Genomic DNA, 20354 nt, shown 5'->3' with positions numbered 1-20354 from the left:
TCAGCACGAGTAGGTTCGACCACGGGAGGGCTCGCCACGGCGGGTCCTCCCCGAGGCGCACACCGGCGCCCAGGAGAGGAATCACATGAGGACCGCACTGCCCAGCTACGCCTCGGGAGTCTGGGACGCCCCCATGCTGGGCGACACCATCGGGGACAACTTCGATCGGACGGTCGCGGCCCACGGCGGCCGTGACGCGCTCGTGGACCGGCCCTCGGGCAGGCGATGGACCTATGCCGAGCTCGCCGCCGACGTGAACGGTGTCGCGGCGGGTCTGCTGCAGCGCGGGATCGGCCTGGGTGACCGGGTGGGCATCTGGGCCCCGAACTGCCCGGAGTGGACGCTGATCCAGTTCGCCACCGCGAAGATTGGCGCGATCCTGGTGAACATCAACCCTGCCTACCGCTCGCACGAACTGCAGTACGTGCTCGAGCAGGCGGGCATCAGGATGCTGGTCGCCGCGCCCAGCTTCAAGTCCTCCGACTACGCCGGGATGATCGAGGCGGTCCGGCCGCAGTGCGCCGGCCTGGAATCGGTGATCCTGCTCGGCAGCGCGGAGTGGCAGGCGCTGGTCGAGGACGGGACCGCAGCCCATTCCGCCGACCCCTCGAGGCTGGCGACGGCGCAGTCCAAGCTCTCCGCCGACGACCCGATCAACATCCAGTACACCTCGGGCACAACGGGTTTCCCGAAGGGTGCGACGCTCAGTCACCACAACATCCTCAACAACGGGTACTTCGTCGGCGAGCTGTGCCACTACACCGAGGCGGACCGGGTGTGCATTCCGGTGCCGTTCTACCACTGCTTCGGCATGGTGATGGGCAACCTGGCGTGCATCACACACGGCGCCACCATGGTGATCCCCGGCCCGGCGTTCGACCCGAAGGCGACCCTCGAGGCCGTGCAGGCCGAGCGGTGCACCTCCCTGTACGGGGTGCCGACGATGTTCATCGCCGAGCTCGCCGACCCGGACTTCGCGAGCTACGACCTGACGAGCCTGCGCACCGGCATCATGGCCGGTTCGCCCTGTCCGGTCGAGGTGATGAAGCAGGTGATCGAGCAGATGGGGATGGCGGAGGTGTCGATCTGTTACGGGATGACCGAGACCTCGCCGGTCTCGCTGCAGACCCGCTCCGACGACACGATCGACCAGCGGGTGTCCACCGTCGGCCGGGTGGGCCCGCACCTGGAGGTGAAGATCGTCGACCCGGCGACGGGGCTGACGCTGCCCCGGGGGCAGGCGGGCGAGCTGTGCACGCGCGGGTACTCGGTGATGCTCGGCTACTGGGAGAACCCGGAGAAGACGTCCGAGGCCATCGACACGGCCCGGTGGATGCACACCGGCGACATCGGGGTGATGGACGCGGACGGCTACGTCGCCATCACCGGCCGGATCAAGGACATGGTGATCCGCGGCGGCGAGAACATCTATCCCCGCGAGATCGAGGAGTTCCTCTACTCGCACCCGGACATCCTCGACGCGCAGGTGATCGGTGTGCCGGACGCGAAGTACGGCGAGGAGCTGATGGTGTGGATCCGGATGCGTGAGGGGGCGCCGGAGTTGGACGCGGACTCGGTGCGGGCCTTCTGCACGGGCAAGCTGGCGCACTACAAGATCCCGAAGTACGTCCATGTGGTGGACGAGTTCCCGATGACGGTGACCGGCAAGATCCGCAAGATCGAGATGCGCGAGCAGTCCGCCCTGCTGATCGGGCAGGGCTAGGAGGGGCAGGCCGATGAACCCCGGCGAGGCGAGTGGGCGGGAGGCGGTCCGGCCCGAGATCGCGCTGTCCTGGAAGCGATCCGCGCTCAGTGGCGTCGGCCCGGGGGACGGCTTCGATGCGGACCCGGCCACCGACCTGGACCTCTCCAGTCGGCTGTTGCGGGCCGCGCGCCCGATCCTCGACGAGGTCGCCATCCAGATCGCGGGCACCGGGCTGTGTCTCCTGCTCGCCGATCGCGACTGCCGGATCGTGGCCAGGGTGTTCGACAACCATCAGGTCGAGCGGCACCTGGAGAAGCTCGGCGCGGTGATCGGCTCGCGGTTCGGTGAGGACACCGCGGGCACCAACGCGATCGGTACCCCGGTCGAGGTGCGGCGCGGGATCGTCATCAACGGCGAGGAGCACTATCTGGAGCGATTGAAGGGTCTGAGCTGCTACGGGCACCCGATCCTGCATCCGGTGACGCACCGGGTCGAGGGGATCCTGGACATGACCTGCATCGCCCCGCGGGCGAACTCGCTGTTCGCGCCCTTTCTACAACGCGCCGCGGCGGACATCGAGCGTCGGCTGCTCGAGGGTTCGCGGGCGTCGGAGCAGCGATTGGTGGATGCCTTCCAGCGGGTCTCGCCCCAGCGCCACGTCGCCGTCGCCGCGATCGGCGAGGACATCCTGCTCAGCAACCGGACCGCGCTCGACCTCCTCGACGTGGCCGACCACGCCGCGCTGCGCGGGCTCGCGGCGGACCTCCTGCCGGATCAGTCGCGCACGGTGAACCTGGAATTGGCGTCCGGGCAGCTGGCGACGGTGCAGGCCGACAGAATCGCCGGAACAAACGGCGGCACACTGTTTCTGGTCGAGCACGTACACCGACCGCATGTGCCGATCCGGCGCCGCCCCGACGGTGCGGGCGTCGCGGACCGGGCGCGCGAGGAGCTGCGCCGGGTGCGCGGGAGCGCCGAGCCCGTTGCGGTCGTCGGCGAGTCCGGTTCGGGCCGCACTACGGCCGTGCGCGATCTCGCAGGTGCCGACCCCGTGCACTGGACGGACGCCTCCCGGATTCCGATCGTCGGGATCGACCGATGGTTGCCTGCGCTGCTCGAGCAGGCGTCCGCGACCGGCGGTGTGCTGGCCGTCGAACACGCGGACCTGCTGCCCGCGGCGGCGCTGCCCGTGGTCACCGACCTCCTGATCGCCCCGGGCGGACCCCGGATGGTGCTGACGAGCAGCCCGATCGAGGATCTACCCCCGGCGACAGCGGCCATGATGGCGCGGTGCCCCGAACGCATCGTCGTGCCTCCGTTGCGTCAGCGGCTCGGCGAACTGCCGGAGATCGCCCAGGCGATGCTCGACGAGATCGAGCCCGGGCTGAGCCTGACCTCGACCGCGCTCGAGGCGCTGGTGGCGGGGGAGTGGCCGGGCAACCTGACCGAGCTGCGGGTGGTTCTGGCCAGGACGGCGCGGGACCGGTCGAGCACCCGACTCGGGCTCGCCGACCTGCCCGACGCGTACCGGACCAGCTCGCGAGTCACCCGCCTCGCGGGCCGCGAGCGGGCGGAACGTCAGGCGATCGTCGATGCCTTGCAGGAGTGTGGCGGCAACAAGGTGCATGCCGCGGCAAAGCTCGGAATCAGCCGCAGCACACTGTATTCGAGAATCCGTGCGCTCGACGTAACGGCCTAGGGCTGTCCGGAAGTCGCACAGTTATCCACATCGGAACCGGCGAAGTATGGCGTGCATCACACACCTACTTTCTCGCAGGAGGAACCGATGACGGCGATCGCCGATTTCCCGCTCAAGTCCGAGGTTCATGCGTTCTTGACCGGCGGCCCGAAGAAGCTGCTGATCGGCGGCGAATGGACCCCGGCCGCCTCGGGTCGCACCTTCCCGACCTACGACCCCGCGACCGGGAACGCGCTGACCGAGGTCGCGCACGGTCAGGCCGAGGACGTCGACCGGGCGGTGCGTGCGGCGCGGGTCGCGTTCGACGACGGTCCGTGGCCGGGCATGAAGCCGAACGAGCGCGAGCGCCTGCTCTGGCGCGTCGGTGACATCCTCAGCGAGCGTGCCGAGGAGTTCGGCCAGCTCGAGGCGCTCGACAACGGCAAGTCGGCGGGCATCGCCTCGGCGGTCGACGTGGCGTGGGCTGCAGACGTTTTCCGCTACTACGCCGGCTGGGCAACCAAGATCGAGGGCAGCACGGTCAATGTGTCGATGCCCTTCGCGCCCGGCGCCCAGTTCCACGCCTACACGCTGCGCGAGCCGGTGGGCGTGTGCGGGCTGATCGTGCCGTGGAACTTCCCGCTGCTGATGGCCTCGTGGAAGCTGGCGCCCGCCCTCGCCGCAGGCAACACCGTCATCCTCAAGCCCGCCGAGCAGACGCCGCTGACCGCACTGCTGCTCGGTGAGGTGTTCCAGGAGGCCGGCTTCCCGCCCGGCGTCGTGAACATCATCAGCGGATTCGGCGACGCGGGCGCCGCGCTGTCCGCGCACGACGACGTCGACAAGATTGCCTTCACCGGCTCCACCGAGGTCGGGAAGAAGATCGTCGAGGCCGCCAAGGGCAACCTGAAGAAGGTCTCGCTCGAGCTCGGCGGCAAGAGCCCGAACATCGTCTTCGCGGACGCCGATTTCGACGCCGCAGTGGAGGGTTCGCTCAATGCCTGGCTGTTCAATCACGGTCAGTGCTGCGTCGCAGGCACGCGACTGTTCGTCGAGGACAAGATCTTCGACGATTTCACCCAGGCGGTCGCGGACGCGGCGAGCCAGGTGAAGATCGGCCCCGGTCTCGACCCGGCCACCCAGCTCGGCCCGCTCGTCTCGCAGGAGCAGTTCGACAAGGTCACCGGCTACCTGCGTGAGGGTCTCGCGGACGGCGCCAGGGCGCTGACCGGCGGCAAGCGGTGGGGCGAGACCGGCTATTTCGTGGAGCCGACCGTGTTCGTGGACGTCAAGCCGGAGTTCAGCATCGTCCGCGAGGAGATCTTCGGCCCCGTGGTCGCGGCGCTGCCGTTCAACGCCGAGGCCGGCGTCGCCGCGGCCGCGAACGATTCCATCTACGGTCTCGCCGCGGGTATCTGGACCCGTGACATCTCCAAGGCGCACCGCACCGCGCGGCAGATCAAGGCCGGCTCCGTGTGGATCAACCAGTACAACGGCTTCGATACCGCGATGCCCTTCGGCGGATACAAGCAGTCCGGCTGGGGCCGCGAGCTGGGGGCGGCCGGACTCGACGCCTACACGATCACCAAGTCCGTCAACATCGCGCTCTGACAACAACTTACGAGGAGAACTCATGAAGACGACCGCAGCTGTGCTCCTGGAGCCCGGAAAGCCGTTCGAGTTGATGGAGCTCGACCTGGACGGCCCCGGCCCCGGTGAGGTGCTGATCAAGTACACCGCCGCCGGACTGTGCCACTCGGACCTGCACCTGACGGACGGTGACCTGCCGCCGCGCTATCCGATCGTCGGCGGGCACGAGGGATCGGGGATCATCGAGGAGGTCGGGCCGGGCGTCACGAAGGTCAAGCCAGGCGATCACGTGGTGTGCAGCTTCATCCCGAACTGCAGCACCTGCCGCTACTGCTCGACGGGTAGGCAGAACCTCTGCGACATGGGCGCCACCATCCTGGAGGGGTCGATGCCGGACGGGACCTTCCGGTTCCACTCCAAGGGAACCGATTTCGGCGCCATGTGCATGCTCGGCACGTTCGCCGAGCGGGCCACCATCTCGCAGCACTCGGTGGTGAAGGTGGACGACTGGCTGCCGTTGGAGACCGCGGTACTGGTCGGCTGCGGGGTCCCCTCCGGGTGGGGGACCGCGGTCAACGCGGGCAACCTGCACGCGGGTGACACCGCCGTCATCTACGGCATCGGCGGTCTCGGTATCAATGCCGTGCAGGGCGCGGTCAGCGCGGGCTGCAAGTACGTGGTCGTCGTCGACCCCGTCGCCCTCAAGCGCGAGACCGCGCTGAAGTTCGGCGCCACCCATGCCTTCGCCGACGCGGCGAGCGCCGCCGAGAAGGTGAACGAACTGACCTGGGGCCAGGGCGCGGATGCCGCACTGATCCTGGTCGGCACCGTGGACGAGGAGGTCGTGTCCGCGGCGACGGCGGTGATCGGCAAGGGCGGCACCGTCGTCATCACAGGTCTGGCCGATCCGGCGAAGCTCACCGTGCAGGTGTCCGGCTGCGATCTGACGCTGAACCAGAAGACCATCAAGGGCTCGCTGTTCGGGTCCATGAATCCGCAGTACGACATCGTCAAGCTGCTGCGGCTCTACGACGCCGGCCAGCTCAAGCTCGACGAGTTGGTCACCACGCAGTACCGCCTCGAGGACGTCAACCAGGGCTATGAGGATCTGAGGAACGGCAAGAACATCCGCGGGGTGATCGTGCACGCCTGACCGGTGGGCGCCGGTTCCCTCGACCGGCAGTGCCCCCGGGTGCCCCGCTCTCCGGACCGCAGGAGAGCGGGGTACCGCCGGTCTGGGGCCATAAGGGTTCCTCGCGCGGCGCCACCGTGTCACTATCAAGATCGACAACCCAGCACGCGGTCGCGCGACTGAGGTGGCACGAGAGGAGCCCACAATGATCGGCGACATCATCGGCACCATCATCTTCGGCGCGGTCATCGGCGTGCTTGCACGCCTGGTGATCCCTGGCAAGCAGGCAATGGGATGGGTCATCACCGTCCTGCTCGGCATCGCCGGTGCACTCATCGGGTACTGGATCTGGGGCATGATCAGCGACACCGGCGACACGAAGGGCATCGACTGGTGGCGCTGGATCATCAGCATCGCGGCAGCGGCCGCGCTGACCCTCGGCTACACCGCGCTGACGAGGAAGGAGTAGCCGCGACCGGCGTGCCCTCGTGGCGTCGGCGACCGGCCCGGTCCGGGTAGGGACCCAGTGGTAGTCGACGTCGGTCGCCGGACATTTGTCATCGCGGTGCTGCTCGCTGCCCTGGCGGGCTACGTCGACGCCATGGGATACATCACCCTTGGCGGGTTCTTCGTCTCGTTCATGAGCGGGAACTCCACCCGCATGGCGGTCGGCGCGGTCGACGGCCACTGGCACCTCGCGGCGGTCGGCGCTGCGATCATCGCGCTGTTCGTGCTCGGCGTGGTGGTGGGTTCGGTGCTGGGGCGGTTTGCCCGCGCGCGCCGCAGACCGGTCGTGATGTGCCTCGTCGCGGGTCTGCTGGTGGTGGCGGTGACGGCCTCGGCCATCGGCCCACGGCAGGTCGTGATCGCCGCGCTGGCACTGGCGATGGGCGCCGAGAACACCGTGTTCGAGCGGACCGGCGGGTCGTCGATCAGCCTCACCTACATGACCGGCACCCTGGTCAAGCTGGGGCAACGCATCGCCGCGGCACTGACCGGCGGGCCGCGGTGGGAGTGGGTGCGCTTCGCAGGGCTGTGGCTCGGCCTGGTGCTCGGGGTGGCCGCGGGCGCGGCGGTGCACCGCGGGGTCGGGCTGGCGGGACTGTGGGGCGCGGTCGCGTTGGCGCTGCTGCTCGCGGTGCTGTTCGCGCGGGATCGGCTCAGCGCGGCGCGTACATGATGACGGCGACGCCTGCGAGGCAGATCAGCGCTCCCGTGACATCCCAGCGGTCGGGCCGGAACCCGTCCACGGCCATGCCCCAGAGAAGCGAGCCGGCGACGAAGACGCCGCCGTACGCGGCCAGGATCCTGCCGAAGTTCGCGTCGGGCTGCATGGTCGCGACGAACCCGTAGGCGCCGAGCGCGATCACGCCGAGTCCGACCCAGATCCAGCCGCGATGTTCCCGCACGCCCTGCCAGACCAGCCAGGCGCCGCCGATCTCCAGCAGGGCGGCCACGACGAACAGGGCGATGGATTTCGCGACGGTCATGGGCAGGAACCCTAGCTACACCCCCGGTGCGAGCGCCGCCGCCGTCATCGCGCGCAGCACCGCGCGGGTGTGGGCGGGGGCGGACGGGTTCACGCTGTGCGGGGTGGAGTTGATCAGGCCGAACGTCGCGTGCGCCTTGATCCGGGCATCGGACTCCGCGAGCTCCGCGTCGACCTTCCGGAGGATCTCGACCCATACCTCGACGTAGCGGCGCTGGAACTGCCGGACCTGCCTGCGCTCGGCCGCAGGCAGCGACTCCAGATCGCGGTCCTGCACGCGGATGAGGTCGGGCTCGCCGAGCGCGAAGTCGAGGTGGAACTCGATCAGGCCCGCGAGCGCCTCGTCCGGGGTCGAGGCCGCGTCGGCGACGGCGATACCGCCCTCGAGCAGGCGACGGCTGATGTCGACCAGGAGCTCCACCAGCAGCGCCTCCTTGTTGGGGAAGTGCCGGTACACGGCGGGGCCGCTGATCCCGACCGCGGATCCGAGGTCCTCGAGGCGAACCCCGGCGAAGCCACGTTCGGCGATCAGACGGGCGGCGGCCTGCAGGAGCTGGCGACGGCGATCGGCCTTCGCTCGGCCGCGTTTGGTCAGCACCGAATCGTCGGTTGTCACGTCGGCACCTCCCTTCAACCTGTGGGTCTGGACAACTCAGTTAATCATAGTTATCTTAGATTCGGTTATTGGCAATTAACTGACCGCGAACCGATCTGAGCAGACAGGGCGACGACATGACCATCGACGGGGAGCGCAACCGGGGCGAGCACGTACGCCTGGTGACCGAGCTGCGCGAACGGCTCGCGACCGCTGCGCTCGGCGGCAGCGAGCAATCGCGACAACGCCACGTGAGCAGGGGCAAGTTGCTTCCGCGTGAGCGGGTGGACACCCTGCTGGACCCGGGCAGCCCGTTCCTCGAGTTCTCGCCGCTGGCCGCGAACGGCATGTACGACGACGAGTGCCCCGGCGCGGGTGTGATCGCAGGCATCGGCCGGGTCTCCGGCCGCGAGTGCGTCATCGTGGCCAACGATGCCACCGTCAAGGGCGGCACATACTACCCGATGAGTGTGAAGAAGCACCTGCGCGCGCAGGAGATCGCGCTGCAGAACAACCTGCCGTGTCTCTATCTGGTCGACTCCGGCGGCGCCTTCCTGCCCCGCCAGGACGACGTCTTCCCCGATCGCGAGCACTTCGGCCGCATCTTCTTCAACCAGGCCAACCTGAGCGCCAAGGGCATCCCGCAGATCGCCGCGGTGATGGGGTCCTGCACCGCGGGCGGTGCCTACGTCCCCGCGATGAGTGACGAGGCCGTCATCGTCCGCAATCAGGGCACCATCTTCCTCGGTGGCCCGCCGCTGGTGAAGGCCGCGACCGGTGAGGTCGTCACGGCCGAGGACCTGGGCGGCGGTGATCTGCACTCGAAGGTCTCCGGCGTCACCGATCACCTCGCCGAGGACGATCAGGACGCGCTGCGCATCGTGCGCCGGATCGTCGCGACCTTCGGCCCGCGCACGGACCGGCCATGGGACGTGATCCCGACGGTCGAACCGACCGCGCCGCAGGAGGAGCTCTACGACGTCGTCCCGACGGACCCGCGCACGCCCTACGACGTGCACGAGGTGATCACCCGGATCGTGGACGGAGGGGAGTTCCAGGAGTTCAAGGCCGAGTACGGCAAGACCCTGGTCACCGGCTTCGCCCACATCCACGGGCACCCGGTCGGCATCGTCGCCAACAACGGCGTGCTCTTCGCGGAGTCCGCGATGAAGGGCGCCCACTTCATCGAGCTGTGCGACAAGCGCAGCGTGTCGCTGTTGTTCCTGCAGAACATCGCCGGGTTCATGGTCGGCCGCGACTACGAGGCGGGCGGCATCGCCAAGCACGGCGCCAAGATGGTGACCGCGGTGGCGTGCGCGCGCGTCCCGAAGCTCACCGTGGTGATCGGCGGCTCCTACGGCGCAGGCAACTACTCGATGTGTGGACGCGCCTACTCGCCCCGGTTCCTGTGGATGTGGCCGAACGCGCGGATCTCGGTGATGGGCGGCGAGCAGGCGGCCTCGGTGCTGGCCACCGTCCGCAGCGATCAGCTCGACGCCTCGGGCAAGCCCTGGTCGGCCGAGGACGAGGAGTCCTTCAAGGCGCCGATCCGCGCGCAGTACGAGGCGCAGGGAAACCCCTACTATTCGACCGCCCGACTGTGGGACGATGGGATCATCGACCCCGCGGACACCAGAACTGTTCTAGGACTGGCACTTTCAGCGTGCGCTCAGGCGCCGCTCGAGCCGGTCTCCTACGGCGTCTTCAGGATGTGAGTGAGATGACTGAATTTTCCACAGTTCTCGTCGCCAACCGCGGCGAGATCGCGGTCCGCGTCATCCGCACCCTGCGTGCCATGGGCATCCGCTCGGTGGCGGTGTACAGCGAGGCGGACGCGGGCGCGCGACACGTGCGCGAGGCCGACACCGCGGTCCTGCTCGGCCCCGCGGCGGCGCGCGAGAGCTACCTCGACATCGCAAAGGTGGTTGACGCGGCAAAGCGGACGGGCGCCCAGGCGGTGCACCCCGGCTACGGATTCCTCTCCGAGAACGCGGCCTTCGCAGCCGCCCTCGAGAACGCAGGCATCGCCTTCCTCGGACCCTCCGCACGGGCCATCGAGGTGATGGGCGACAAGATCACCGCCAAGAATGCGGTGGCCGAGTTCGATGTCCCGGTGGTGCCGGGCATCGCCCGGCCAGGGCTGACCGACGCCGAGCTGATCGCCGCGGCCGAGGACATCGGATACCCGGTGCTCGTGAAGCCGTCCGCGGGTGGCGGCGGCAAGGGCATGCGCCTGGTCGAGGAGCCGGACAAGCTCGCCGACGCGCTGGCGAGCGCGCGCCGCGAGGCCGCCTCCGCCTTCGGCGACGACACCCTGTTCCTGGAACGGTTCGTGCTGCGCCCCCGGCACATCGAGGTGCAGATCCTCGCCGACACCCACGGAAACGTCGTGCACCTCGGCGAGCGCGAGTGCAGCCTGCAGCGTCGTCACCAGAAGGTCATCGAGGAGGCGCCCTCGCCGCTGCTCGACGAGGCCACCCGCGCCCGGATCGGCGAGGCGGCCTGCAACACCGCGCGGAGCGTCGACTACACCGGCGCGGGGACCGTGGAGTTCATCGTCTCCGCGGACCGCCCCGACGAGTTCTTCTTCATGGAGATGAACACCCGCCTACAGGTGGAGCACCCGGTCACCGAGATGGTCACCGGGCTCGACCTGGTCGAGTGGCAGGTCCGGGTGGCCGCAGGCGAGAAGCTCGGCATCTCCCAGGACGAGATCACCATGACCGGCCACGCCATCGAGGCCCGCGTCTACGCCGAGGACCCCGCCCGCGGCTTCCTGCCAACGGGCGGACTTGTCCTCGACGTCGTGGAGCCGTCCGGCCCCGGTATCCGGGTCGATTCGGGCCTGCGGGCGGGCACCGAGGTCGGCAGCGACTACGACCCGATGCTGTCGAAGGTCATCGCGCACGCCGCCGACCGTGCCGGGGCGCTGCGCAAGCTCGACCGGGCGCTCGCCGACACCGCGGTGCTCGGCGTGGTCACCAACATCGACTTCGCGCGGTTCCTGCTCGCGGACCCCGACGTCGTCGCGGGCCGCCTCGACACCGGCCTGCTCGACCGCAGGCTCGTGGACTACGTCGCGGCGGACGCCTCGGACGCGCAGTTCATCGCCGCCGGCGCGTACCGGTGGCTGACGCGGTGGCCGCAGGGCGCCGAGGCCGACCTGTGGGAGCGGCCGACCGGCTGGCGGGTCGGCACCCCGGCGCCGACCAGCATCCGCCTCGCCTCGCCTACCCGTACCGACCACGTGCGGATCGTCGGCACGCCCGGCGACGCGCTGGTTTCGATGGAGGACGGTGAAACACGAAGGATGACCGCATCATTGGACGGTTCCACGCTGTCGGTCGTGGTGGACGGTCTGCGGGCGAGCTACCTGGTGGCCGCCCACGACGGTCACATCTGGCTCTCGGGCACCGACGGGACCGCGGTCCTGCGCGAGGTTCGGGAAGTCAGCGTCCGCACGGGTGACGCGCACGCGGGGGAGGCCGAGATCACCAGCCCGATGCCGGGTGCGGTCATCGCGGTCGGCGTCGAGCACGGCGCGACCGTCACCGCGGGCACGGCGGTCGTCGTGGTCGAGGCGATGAAGATGGAGCACTCGCTGACCTCTCCCATCGACGGCACCGTCGAACTGCTCGTCGCGGCGGGCGACCAGGTGAAGGTCGACCAGATCCTCGCTCGCGTGATCCCGCACGCACCCGAAACATCAGATAGCTCAGGACAACCCGAACTCGCAGAGACGACCACGAAGGGCGCCGCGTCATGACCGATTACCTCTCCTCCGGATCGCTGCCCGACGAGTACCAGCAGCTCGCGAAGGCGGTCCGCGACTTCGCGCAGACCGTCGTCGCGCCGGTCGCCGCCGAGCACGACGCGAACCACACCTTCCCGTACGAGGTCGTCGCGGGAATGGCCGAGCTGGGCCTGTTCGGCCTGCCGTTCTCCGAGGAGTACGGCGGACAGGGCGGCGACTACTTCGCGCTGTGCCTCGCCCTCGAGGAGCTCGGCAAGGTCGACCAGTCGGTGGCCATCACCCTGGAAGCCGGCGTCTCGCTCGGCGCGATGCCGATCTACCGCTTCGGCAACGAGGCGCAGAAGCAGGAGTGGCTGCCGCAGCTCACGAGCGGCAAGGCGCTGGCCGCCTTCGGCCTCACCGAGCCGGGAGCGGGCAGCGACGCAGGCGGCACCAGGACCACCGCGAAGGAAGACGGCGGCGACTGGATCATCAACGGCAACAAGCAGTTCATCACCAACTCCGGCACCGACATCACCCGCCTGGTCACCGTTACCGCGGTCACTGGTGAGAAGGAGAACGGGAAGAAGGAGATCTCCACCATCCTGGTGCCGACCTCCACGCCGGGATTCACCGCGGAGCCGGCGTACAACAAGGTCGGCTGGAACGCCTCCGACACCCACCCGCTGACCTTCCAGGATGTTCGGGTGCCGCAGGAGAACCTGCTGGGCGAGCGCGGGCGTGGGTACGCGAACTTCCTGCGCATCCTTGATGAGGGCCGGATTGCGATCGCGGCGCTGAGCGTCGGTGCGGCGCAGGGCTGCGTGGACGAGTCGGTCAAGTACGCCAAGGAGCGCGAGGCGTTCGGCAAGCCGATCGGTGCCAACCAGGCCATCGCCTTCAAGATCGCGCGGATGGAGGTGCGCGCGCACGTCGCCCGCACCGCGTACTACGACGCGGCCGCACTCATGCTGGCGGGCAAGCCCTTCAAGAAGCAGGCCTCCATCGCCAAGCTGATCGCCAGCGAGGCCGCGATGGACAACGCCCGCGACGCCACCCAGATCTTCGGCGGCTACGGCTTCATGAACGAGTACCCGGTCGCCCGCCACTACCGGGACAGCAAGATCCTCGAGATCGGCGAGGGCACCACTGAGGTGCAGCTGATGCTGATCGCGCGCGAGGCGGGGCTGTGACCACCCCCGACGACACCAGGCGGGTCGTCCAGCGCGGGCTCTGGTTCGAGGAGTTCGAGACCGACGTCGTCTACGAGCACCGCCCCGGTCGCACCGTCACCGAGGCGGACAACGTCCTGTTCACCACGCTGACGATGAACACCCAGGCGCTGCACCTGGATGCCGCCTTCAGCGAGCAGTTGCCGCCGTTCAACGAGCGGCTGGTGAATTCGATGTTCACGCTGTCCACCCTGGTCGGCCTGTCGGTCGCCCAGCTGACCCAGGGGACGATCGTGGCGAACCTCGGGTTCTCCGAGATCTCCTTCCCCAAGCCGCTCTTCCACGGCGACACCATGTACGCCGAGACGGTGATCACCGACAAGCGGGAGTCGAAGAGCAGGCCCGGCGAGGGCATCATCACCCTGGCGCACACCGCGCGGAACCAGCACGGCGACGTGGTGGCGACGGCGGTGCGCAAGACGCTGGTCAGGAAGAGGCCGTCATGACAGCGAATTCCGGCCACTCCTCGGGGTGGGCACCGCCCGGCCCGGCCTGGCTCTTCTGCCCGGCGGATCGGCCGGAGCGCTACGCAAAGGCCGCGGCCGCCGCGGACGTCGTCATCCTCGACCTCGAGGACGGCGTCGCCCCCGCGGACAAGGCGGCGGCTCGTCGCGCGCTGATCGACACCCCGCTCGACCCCGAGCGCACCGTGGTGCGGATCAACGCGGCAGGCACCGAGGATCAGGCGCTCGACCTGGAGGCGCTGCTGCAGACCCGCTACCCCAGGGTGATGCTGCCCAAGTGCGAGTCGGCGGAACAGGTGCGCTCGCTCGCCCCGCGCGAGGTGATCGCCCTGATCGAGTCCCCGCTCGGCGCCCTGACGGTTGCCGAGTCCGCACAGGTCGCGAATGCGATCGGGGTGATGTGGGGCGCGGAGGACCTGGTCGCGGCGCTCGGCGGGAACGCCAGCCGCCACACCGACGGCTCCTATCGCGATGTGGCCAGGCACGTGCGTTCCGGTTCGCTGCTCGCGGCAAAGGCGCACGGCCGGTTCGCGCTGGACTCGGTCTATCTCGACATCAAGGACCTCGATGGCCTGCGCGCCGAATCCCTCGACGCGGTCGCGGTCGGGTTCGACGCCAAGGTGGCCATCCATCCGAGTCAGGTCGCGGTGATCCGGGCCGCCTATGAACCGAGCGCGGAGGACCTCGCCTGGGCGCGCCGGGTGCTCGCCGCGGTGTCCGAGGAGCGCGGGGTCTTCGCCTTCGAGGGGAAGATGGTGGACGCGCCGGTGCTTCGGCACGCGGAGGCGATCGTCCGCCGGAGTGAATCGTTGTGAACAGTTCAGTCGCCGAGAAATCTGAAGGCACTGAGAAATGTGAAGGGAACAGCAAGCTGATGTCCGAGTCCACTGTCATCGTCGCCGGAGCCCGTACCCCGATGGGGCGGCTCCTCGGTTCGCTGAAGGGCTTTTCCGGATCCGATCTCGGTGGCGTCGCCATCAAGGGCGCGCTGGAGAAGGCGGGCGTCGCGCCCGAGAGTGTCGAGTACGTGATCATGGGCCAGGTGCTCACCGCGGGCGCCGGTCAGATGCCCGCCCGCCAGGCCGCCGTTGCCGCAGGCATCCCCATGGACGTGCCTGCCCTGTCCATCAACAAGGTGTGCCTGTCCGGCGTCGACGCCATCGCGCTCGCCGACCAGCTGATCCGCGCGGGCGAGTTCGACATCGTGGTCGCGGGCGGCCAGGAGTCGATGAGCCGCGCGCCGCACATGCTCGAGAAGAGCCGCGAGGGCTTCAAGTACGGCGACGTCACCCTGCGTGACCACATGGCGTACGACGGCCTGCACGACATCTTCACCGACCAGGCGATGGGGCTGCTGACCGAGCAGGTCAACCAGCAGGAGGCCAGCCACATCACGCGCGAGGAGCAGGACGCGTTCGCGGCCGCCTCGCACCAGAACGCCGCCCGCGCCTGGAAGAACGGCCTGTTCGACAACGAGGTCGTGCCGGTGGAGATCCCGCAGCGCAAGGGCGACCCGATCGTCTTCGCCGAGGACGAGGGCATCCGCGCCGACACCACCGTCGAGTCCCTGAGCACGCTGCGCCCGGCCTTCAGCAAGGTCGGCACCATCACCGCGGGCTCGGCCTCGCCGATCTCCGACGGCGCCGCCGCGGTGGTCGTGATGAGCAAGGCCAAGGCGGAGGAGCTGGGCCTGAGCTGGATCGCCGAGATCGGCGCCCACGGCGTCGTCGCAGGCCCGGACTCCACCCTGCAGTCGCAGCCCGCCCGCGCGATCGCGAAGGCCTGTGCGAAGGAGGGCATCGCGCCAACCGATCTCGACCTCGTCGAGATCAACGAGGCCTTCGCGGCCGTCGGCATCGCGTCCACGCGGGAGCTCGGCCTCGACCCGGCCAAGGTCAACGTGAACGGCGGTGCGATCGCCGTCGGACATCCGCTCGGCATTTCCGGCGCGCGGATCGCCCTGCACCTGGCGCTGGAACTGCAGCGCCGCGGCGGTGGCGTCGGCGCGGCCGCGCTGTGTGGCGGCGGCGGTCAGGGTGACGCCCTGATCATCCGGGTCCCGAAGAAGTGACAGGCGAGGGCGAGGGCGACGGCCGGTTCGACGCCGGCCTCGCCGTCCGGCGTGAGGTGATGGGCGACGACTTCGTCGACCGCGCGCTGACCCGCGACCTCGGCACCGACAGTGAGGCGATCCAGCGGCACATCACCGAGACGGTGTGGGGTTCGGTCTGGACCCGCGACGGTCTGAGTCGGCGGGACCGCAGCCTGCTGAACCTGGGCATGCTGACGGCGCTGCGCGCGGAATCGGAGCTGCGTGGACACGTCCGCGGGGCACTCAGGAACGGCCTGAGCCGCGAGGAGATCACCGAGACGATCATCCACACCAGCGGGTACTGCGGCGCGCCTGCCGCGCTCGCCGCGATGCGCGTGGTGCAGGAGGTCCTCACCGAGGACCTGGGCCCGAAACAGACTGACTGAGAGAGGACGAACCGCATGGAATCGCTTCAGCCGCAGTGGGAACCGACACGCGACGACGTGCGGAACGCCCGGATCACCGACTTCGCCTCGTGGGTGGAGCGGGAGCGCTCGGTGTCCCTGCCCGACTACCACTCGCTGTGGCGATGGTCGGTCGAGCATCTCGACGATTTCTGGCGGTCGGTCTGGGACTACTTCGGGCTCAGGTCCGCGACACCGGTCGGCGAGGTGCTCGCGCAGGACCGGATGCCCGGTGCGGTGTGGTTCCCCGGGGTCCGGCTCAACTACGTGGACCAGGTGCTGCGCAACGAGCGTTCGGACCGGCCTGCCATCGTCTACTCCGGTGAGACGGCCTCCGAGGACGTCACCGTGTCCTGGGCGGAGCTGCGCAGGCAGGCGGGTGCGCTCGCCGCGACCCTGCGGGCGAATGGCGTCGGTCCCGGCGACCGGGTGGTCGGTTACCTGCCGAACATCCCGGAGACCGTCGTGGCCTTCCTCGCGACGGCGAGCCTCGGCGCGGTCTGGGCGGCCTGCGGCCAGGACTACTCGGTCCCGGCCGCCCTCGACCGGCTTGGCCAGCTCGAACCGTCGGTGCTCATCGCCGCGGACGGCTACCGCTTCGGCGGCAAGCAGCACGACCGCCGCGACTCGATCGCGGAACTGCGGGCAGGGATGCCGAGCCTGACGACTACCGTGCTGGTGCGGCGGCTCGGTGCGGCCGTCGACTCCGAGGCCGGTGAGACCGAGGGTGTCGTGTCGTGGGCGGCGGCGACCGCGGGCGAGGCGCCGCTCGAACCGGTGGACGTCGACTTCGACCATCCGCTCTGGGTGGTGTTCTCCTCCGGCACCACCGGCCTGCCGAAGGGGATCGTGCACGGGCACGGGGGTGTGATCCTCGAGCACCTGAAATCGGTTGCCCTGCAGATGGACATCGGGCCCGAGGACACCTTCTTCTGGTACACCAGCCCGAGCTGGATGATGTGGAACTTCCAGGTTGCCGGACTGCTGGTCGGCGCAACCATCGTCTGCTTCGACGGCAACCCCGGCTACCCGGACGTCGATTCGCTGTGGGCACTCACCGCGCGGCACCGGGCCACCGTGCTCGGCACCAGTCCGGGTTACGTGCTCGCCTGCGCGAAGGCGGGCGTGGTCCCGCGTCGCGACCACGACCTGAGCGCGCTGCGCACGGTGGGGATCACCGGATCGACCCTGCCTGCGTCGTCCTCGCTGTGGATCGCCGAGAACGTCGGTGTGCCAGTGGCTTCCATCACGGGCGGCACGGACGTGGTCTCCGCATTCATCGGCGGCGCGCGCACCGTCCCGGTCTGGCCGGGCGAACTGTCCGCGCCCTTCCTCGGGGTCGCGCTCGAGGCCTACGACGAGGGCGGCGTGCCCATCCGTGGGGATGTCGGGGAACTGGTCATCACCCAGCCGATGCCGTCCATGCCGATCCGATTCTGGAACGACCCCGACGGAAAGCGTTACCACGACGCGTACTTCGACGACTTCCCCGGAGTGTGGCGGCACGGCGACTGGATCACCATCACCGAGCGGGGGAGCGTGCTGATGCACGGCCGCTCGGACTCGACCCTCAACCGCAACGGGATCCGGATGGGCAGCGCCGACATCTACCAGGCCGTCGAACGCCTGCCCGAGATCACCGAGGCGCTCGTCATCGGGGCCGAGCAGCCGGACGGCGGGTACTGGATGCCGCTGTTCGTGGTGCTCGCGGACGGGGCCGTGCTCGACGGTGCGCTCGAGGACCGGATCAAGTCGACGATCCGCGAGCAGGCGTCGCCGCGGCACGTCCCCGACGAGATCATCGCGGCGCCCGGTGTCCCGCACACCCGCACCGGCAAGAAGCTCGAGGTGCCGATCAAGCGGATGTTCCAGGGTGCCGACGCGGACCGGATCCTCGACCGGAGTGCGATCGACGCCCCCGAGCTCATCGACTGGTACCTCCAGCAGAAGCGCTGACCCCGCGGCGGGTGTGCGGCTCGCCAAGAGCGGGGAGACTGGGGGCATGGCCCCTGGTTGGTGGGTCGTGCGGACCGCGCTGGTCGCGGTGGCCGTGGTCGCCGCGCTGCTGGTCGCTCTGTGGGTGTGTCAGCGTCGGCTGATCTACCTCCCCGGCGGCGCCGCGCCGGGGCAGGCGGCGCACGTGATCGACGGCGCCGAGGACGTCTGGTTGACCACGTCCGACGGTCTCCGGCTCGGCGCCTGGTACGTGCCGCCTACCGCCACCGATCGTGGCGTGACCGTTCTCGTCGCGAATGGCAATGCGGGGAACAGGGCCGATCGTGCGCCCCTTGCCCGCGCGCTGGCCCGGGCAGGGTTCGGGACGCTGCTCTTCGACTACCGCGGGTACGGCGGCAACCCAGGGCGGCCAAGCGAAGACGGACTGGCCCTCGATGTCCGGGCCGCCCGTCGCCACCTCGTCGACGAGAGGGCGGTGCCGCAGGAGCGGCTCCTGTATTTCGGCGAGAGCCTGGGGACGGGCGTCGTCGCCGAGCTCGCGACGGAGCACCGACCGGCCGGCCTGATGTTGCGCTCGCCGTTCGTCGACCTGGCCACTCTCGGTCAACGGCACTACCCGTTTCTGCCGGTCCGGCTCCTGCTGTGGGACAACTTCCCGGTGGCGGAGTCCGTCGCGCGGATCGATGCGCCGACGACCGTCGTCTACGGCACCGCCGACACGATCGTCCCGCCCGACCACAGTGAGCTGGTCGCCGAATGCGCCGCCGGACCCGTCGTGCGGGTTGTCGTGCCGGGGGCCGGGCACAACGACGCCGAACTGGTCGGTGGCGCGGAGGTGGTCGGGGCCCTCGTGGAACTGGCCATGCGGGCGGTCGGGCCGTGACGCGCCCGATTCGGTGACCGCGGAGCGGGAACCGGGCTGGACGGAATTCGTCGCAGGGTGCAACGAAAATCCCCGTTCCGCCGAAATTGCGTCGCGCATTCCCATACGCTTCCGCCAACTCGCTGCCTACCTCGAAGGACGCACTGTGAAACTGAAGAGACTCGCCCCCGCACTCGCCTCGCTCGCCGCAGTCAGCCTCGTCGTAGCCGGCTGTAGCGGCGACAGCGGCGCGGAATCGACGGAAGGCGCCGCGACCGGTCAGCCGATCAAGGTGGGGCAGATCGTTCCCATCGAGTCCGCCGGACTGTCCGTCGCCACCCAGGCCGCAGGCATGACCGCCTCCATCGACGCGCTGAACTCCCGCGGCGGTGTCGGCGGCCGCCCGCTCGAACTGATCCAGTGCGACTCGACGGGTGATCCCAACAAGGAAGTCGACTGCGCGAACAAGATGGTCTCGGAGGGGGTCGTCGCCACCCTCGCGGACTTCACGCCCACCTCGGCGGAATCGGTGTCGCAGATCCTCCAGACCGCGGGGATCCCGCGAATCGGCCTGAACCCGATGAACATTGCCGACTTCACCGCGCCCAACGTGTTCACCCCGTTCTCCGGCTCGCTGCTGACGCTGTACGGGCTCGTGGACACCCTTGTCGCCGAGGGCAAGACCAAGCTCTCGCTGATGCGCCCCGACGTCCCGGTCGCGGCGATGCTCATCCAGTTGCTCGGGCCTGCGGTGCAGGCCAAGGGCGCCGAGATCGTCAACGAGGTCGCGGTCGGCGCCGGTGCCACCGATTACACCCAGTTCGTCGTCGCGGCCGAACGCAACGACGCACAGGGCGTGATCATGGCCCTGACCGCCAACGAGTCCAACCAGATCGCCGAGTCATTTGATCAGCTCGGGTCCAAGCTGAGCTTCGGCAACGCCGCCACCTCGTTCACCCAGGCGGACCTGCAGAATCTGGGTGCGTTCGCCACCACCGCGGTGTACACCAGCCCGATCCCGGCGCCGTCGTCGAGCACCGAGGACTTCCCAGGACTCGAGCCGTTCCTCGCGGACATGGAGGCCTCCGGTGAGCAGGGCCTGGAAAGGGAGAATCTCGCTGGTACGGAACTGTTCTCGTGGCTCTCGGTCCGCGCGTTCAGCCAGGTGGCCGAGGGGCTCGGTTCCGTCAACCCCAACACCGTGATGCAGGGTTTCGAAACCGCCAAGGACCTGGACATGCTGGGCCTGGTGCCGGCATGGACCCCGGGCGCGGTCGAGCCGTTCGGGATCTTCCAGCGGGTGTCGAACTCGATGATGTACCGGATGAAGTTCGACGGTGACACGGTGATCACCGATCCCAAGCAGTACGACCTGCGCGGTCAGTAGTTCGGTCGGCGCGGTCCCGGCGGTGACGCCGGGAC

18 protein-coding genes are annotated in these 20354 nt (G+C 69.2%); 16 read left to right on the top strand and 2 right to left on the bottom strand.

Features of this window, described 5'->3' with window-relative positions; all coding sequences use genetic code 11:
- The first annotated feature begins 85 nt into the window (after positions 1–85).
- The 6 genes from ACWFRB_RS23095 to ACWFRB_RS23070 all read left to right on the top strand — a co-directional run bounded on the left by ACWFRB_RS23095 (position 86) and on the right by ACWFRB_RS23070 (position 7285).
- Positions 86–1723, top strand: coding sequence for an AMP-binding protein (locus ACWFRB_RS23095; RefSeq protein WP_452643572.1), 1638 nt, complete (start codon positions 86–88; stop codon positions 1721–1723).
- A 13-nt stretch (positions 1724–1736) separates the two neighbouring features.
- Positions 1737–3404: a sigma-54-dependent Fis family transcriptional regulator gene (locus ACWFRB_RS23090; RefSeq protein WP_452643571.1), complete on the top strand. Its 1668-nt coding sequence runs from the start codon at positions 1737–1739 to the stop codon at positions 3402–3404.
- A gap of 87 nt (positions 3405–3491) precedes the next feature.
- A complete protein-coding gene (locus ACWFRB_RS23085) occupies positions 3492–4994 on the top strand; it encodes an aldehyde dehydrogenase family protein (protein ID WP_452643570.1) in 1503 nt (500 codons plus the stop codon).
- A gap of 22 nt (positions 4995–5016) precedes the next feature.
- On the top strand, positions 5017–6126 hold the full coding sequence (locus ACWFRB_RS23080) for an NDMA-dependent alcohol dehydrogenase (protein ID WP_452643569.1): 1110 nt from the start codon (positions 5017–5019) through the stop codon (positions 6124–6126).
- A 184-nt stretch (positions 6127–6310) separates the two neighbouring features.
- Complete coding sequence (locus ACWFRB_RS23075; RefSeq protein ID WP_392981015.1) at positions 6311–6574, top strand: GlsB/YeaQ/YmgE family stress response membrane protein; 264 nt, start codon at positions 6311–6313, stop codon at positions 6572–6574.
- 57 nt (positions 6575–6631) lie between these two features.
- Entirely contained in the window at positions 6632–7285 is a 654-nt protein-coding gene (locus ACWFRB_RS23070; protein ID WP_452643568.1) for a YoaK family protein, read from the top strand.
- On the opposite strand, the gene ACWFRB_RS23065 is transcribed toward ACWFRB_RS23070, so the two are convergent.
- Together ACWFRB_RS23065 and ACWFRB_RS23060 are read right to left on the bottom strand one after the other, a co-directional pair.
- The gene (locus ACWFRB_RS23065; protein ID WP_452643567.1) at positions 7266–7595 is read right to left on the bottom strand and encodes a YnfA family protein; all 330 of its coding nucleotides are present in this window, start codon (positions 7593–7595) and stop codon (positions 7266–7268) included. The two genes, ACWFRB_RS23070 and ACWFRB_RS23065, sit on opposite strands and share 20 nt — an antisense overlap.
- A 15-nt stretch (positions 7596–7610) precedes the next feature.
- Entirely contained in the window at positions 7611–8210 is a 600-nt protein-coding gene (locus ACWFRB_RS23060) for an SACE_7040 family transcriptional regulator (RefSeq protein ID WP_452643566.1), read from the bottom strand.
- Positions 8211–8326: 116 nt separating this feature from the next.
- Here ACWFRB_RS23060 and ACWFRB_RS23055 point away from each other — a divergent pair, with 116 nt between their 5' ends.
- The 10 genes from ACWFRB_RS23055 to ACWFRB_RS23010 all read left to right on the top strand — a co-directional run bounded on the left by ACWFRB_RS23055 (position 8327) and on the right by ACWFRB_RS23010 (position 20319).
- Positions 8327–9904, top strand: a complete 1578-nt coding sequence (locus ACWFRB_RS23055; RefSeq protein WP_452643565.1) for a carboxyl transferase domain-containing protein — start codon at positions 8327–8329, stop codon at positions 9902–9904.
- Positions 9905–9909: 5 nt separating this feature from the next.
- Complete coding sequence (locus ACWFRB_RS23050; RefSeq protein ID WP_452643564.1) at positions 9910–11955, top strand: acetyl/propionyl/methylcrotonyl-CoA carboxylase subunit alpha; 2046 nt, start codon at positions 9910–9912, stop codon at positions 11953–11955.
- Positions 11952–13115, top strand: coding sequence for an acyl-CoA dehydrogenase family protein (locus ACWFRB_RS23045; protein ID WP_452643563.1), 1164 nt, complete (start codon positions 11952–11954; stop codon positions 13113–13115). The genes ACWFRB_RS23050 and ACWFRB_RS23045 overlap by 4 nt, the downstream gene beginning before the upstream one ends.
- A complete protein-coding gene (locus tag ACWFRB_RS23040) occupies positions 13112–13600 on the top strand; it encodes a MaoC family dehydratase (RefSeq protein WP_452643562.1) in 489 nt (162 codons plus the stop codon). Before ACWFRB_RS23045 ends, ACWFRB_RS23040 begins: the two co-directional genes overlap by 4 nt.
- Complete coding sequence (locus ACWFRB_RS23035) at positions 13597–14433, top strand: HpcH/HpaI aldolase/citrate lyase family protein (protein WP_378405704.1); 837 nt, start codon at positions 13597–13599, stop codon at positions 14431–14433. The genes ACWFRB_RS23040 and ACWFRB_RS23035 overlap by 4 nt, the downstream gene beginning before the upstream one ends.
- 59 nt (positions 14434–14492) lie before the next feature.
- Positions 14493–15689 carry an acetyl-CoA C-acetyltransferase gene (locus ACWFRB_RS23030; RefSeq protein WP_452643561.1) on the top strand — a complete coding sequence of 399 codons (1197 nt, stop codon included), beginning with the start codon at positions 14493–14495 and terminating at the stop codon, positions 15687–15689.
- Between the two features lie 59 nt (positions 15690–15748).
- Positions 15749–16096 (top strand): carboxymuconolactone decarboxylase family protein, encoded by a 348-nt coding sequence (locus tag ACWFRB_RS23025; RefSeq protein ID WP_452643580.1) that lies wholly within the window; start codon positions 15749–15751, stop codon positions 16094–16096.
- 15 nt (positions 16097–16111) lie between these two features.
- Positions 16112–18070 carry an acetoacetate--CoA ligase gene (locus ACWFRB_RS23020; RefSeq protein ID WP_452643560.1) on the top strand — a complete coding sequence of 653 codons (1959 nt, stop codon included), beginning with the start codon at positions 16112–16114 and terminating at the stop codon, positions 18068–18070.
- A 46-nt stretch (positions 18071–18116) separates the two neighbouring features.
- Positions 18117–18953 carry an alpha/beta hydrolase gene (locus tag ACWFRB_RS23015; RefSeq protein ID WP_452643559.1) on the top strand — a complete coding sequence of 279 codons (837 nt, stop codon included), beginning with the start codon at positions 18117–18119 and terminating at the stop codon, positions 18951–18953.
- A 145-nt stretch (positions 18954–19098) separates the two neighbouring features.
- The gene (locus ACWFRB_RS23010; RefSeq protein WP_452643558.1) at positions 19099–20319 is read left to right on the top strand and encodes an ABC transporter substrate-binding protein; all 1221 of its coding nucleotides are present in this window, start codon (positions 19099–19101) and stop codon (positions 20317–20319) included.
- Positions 20320–20354 lie beyond the last annotated feature (35 nt).

The organism is Rhodococcus sp. NPDC055112 (assembly GCF_053607505.1).
Note: the sequence above shows the minus strand (reverse complement) of the source record. Positions and strands in the feature narration are given on the sequence as shown.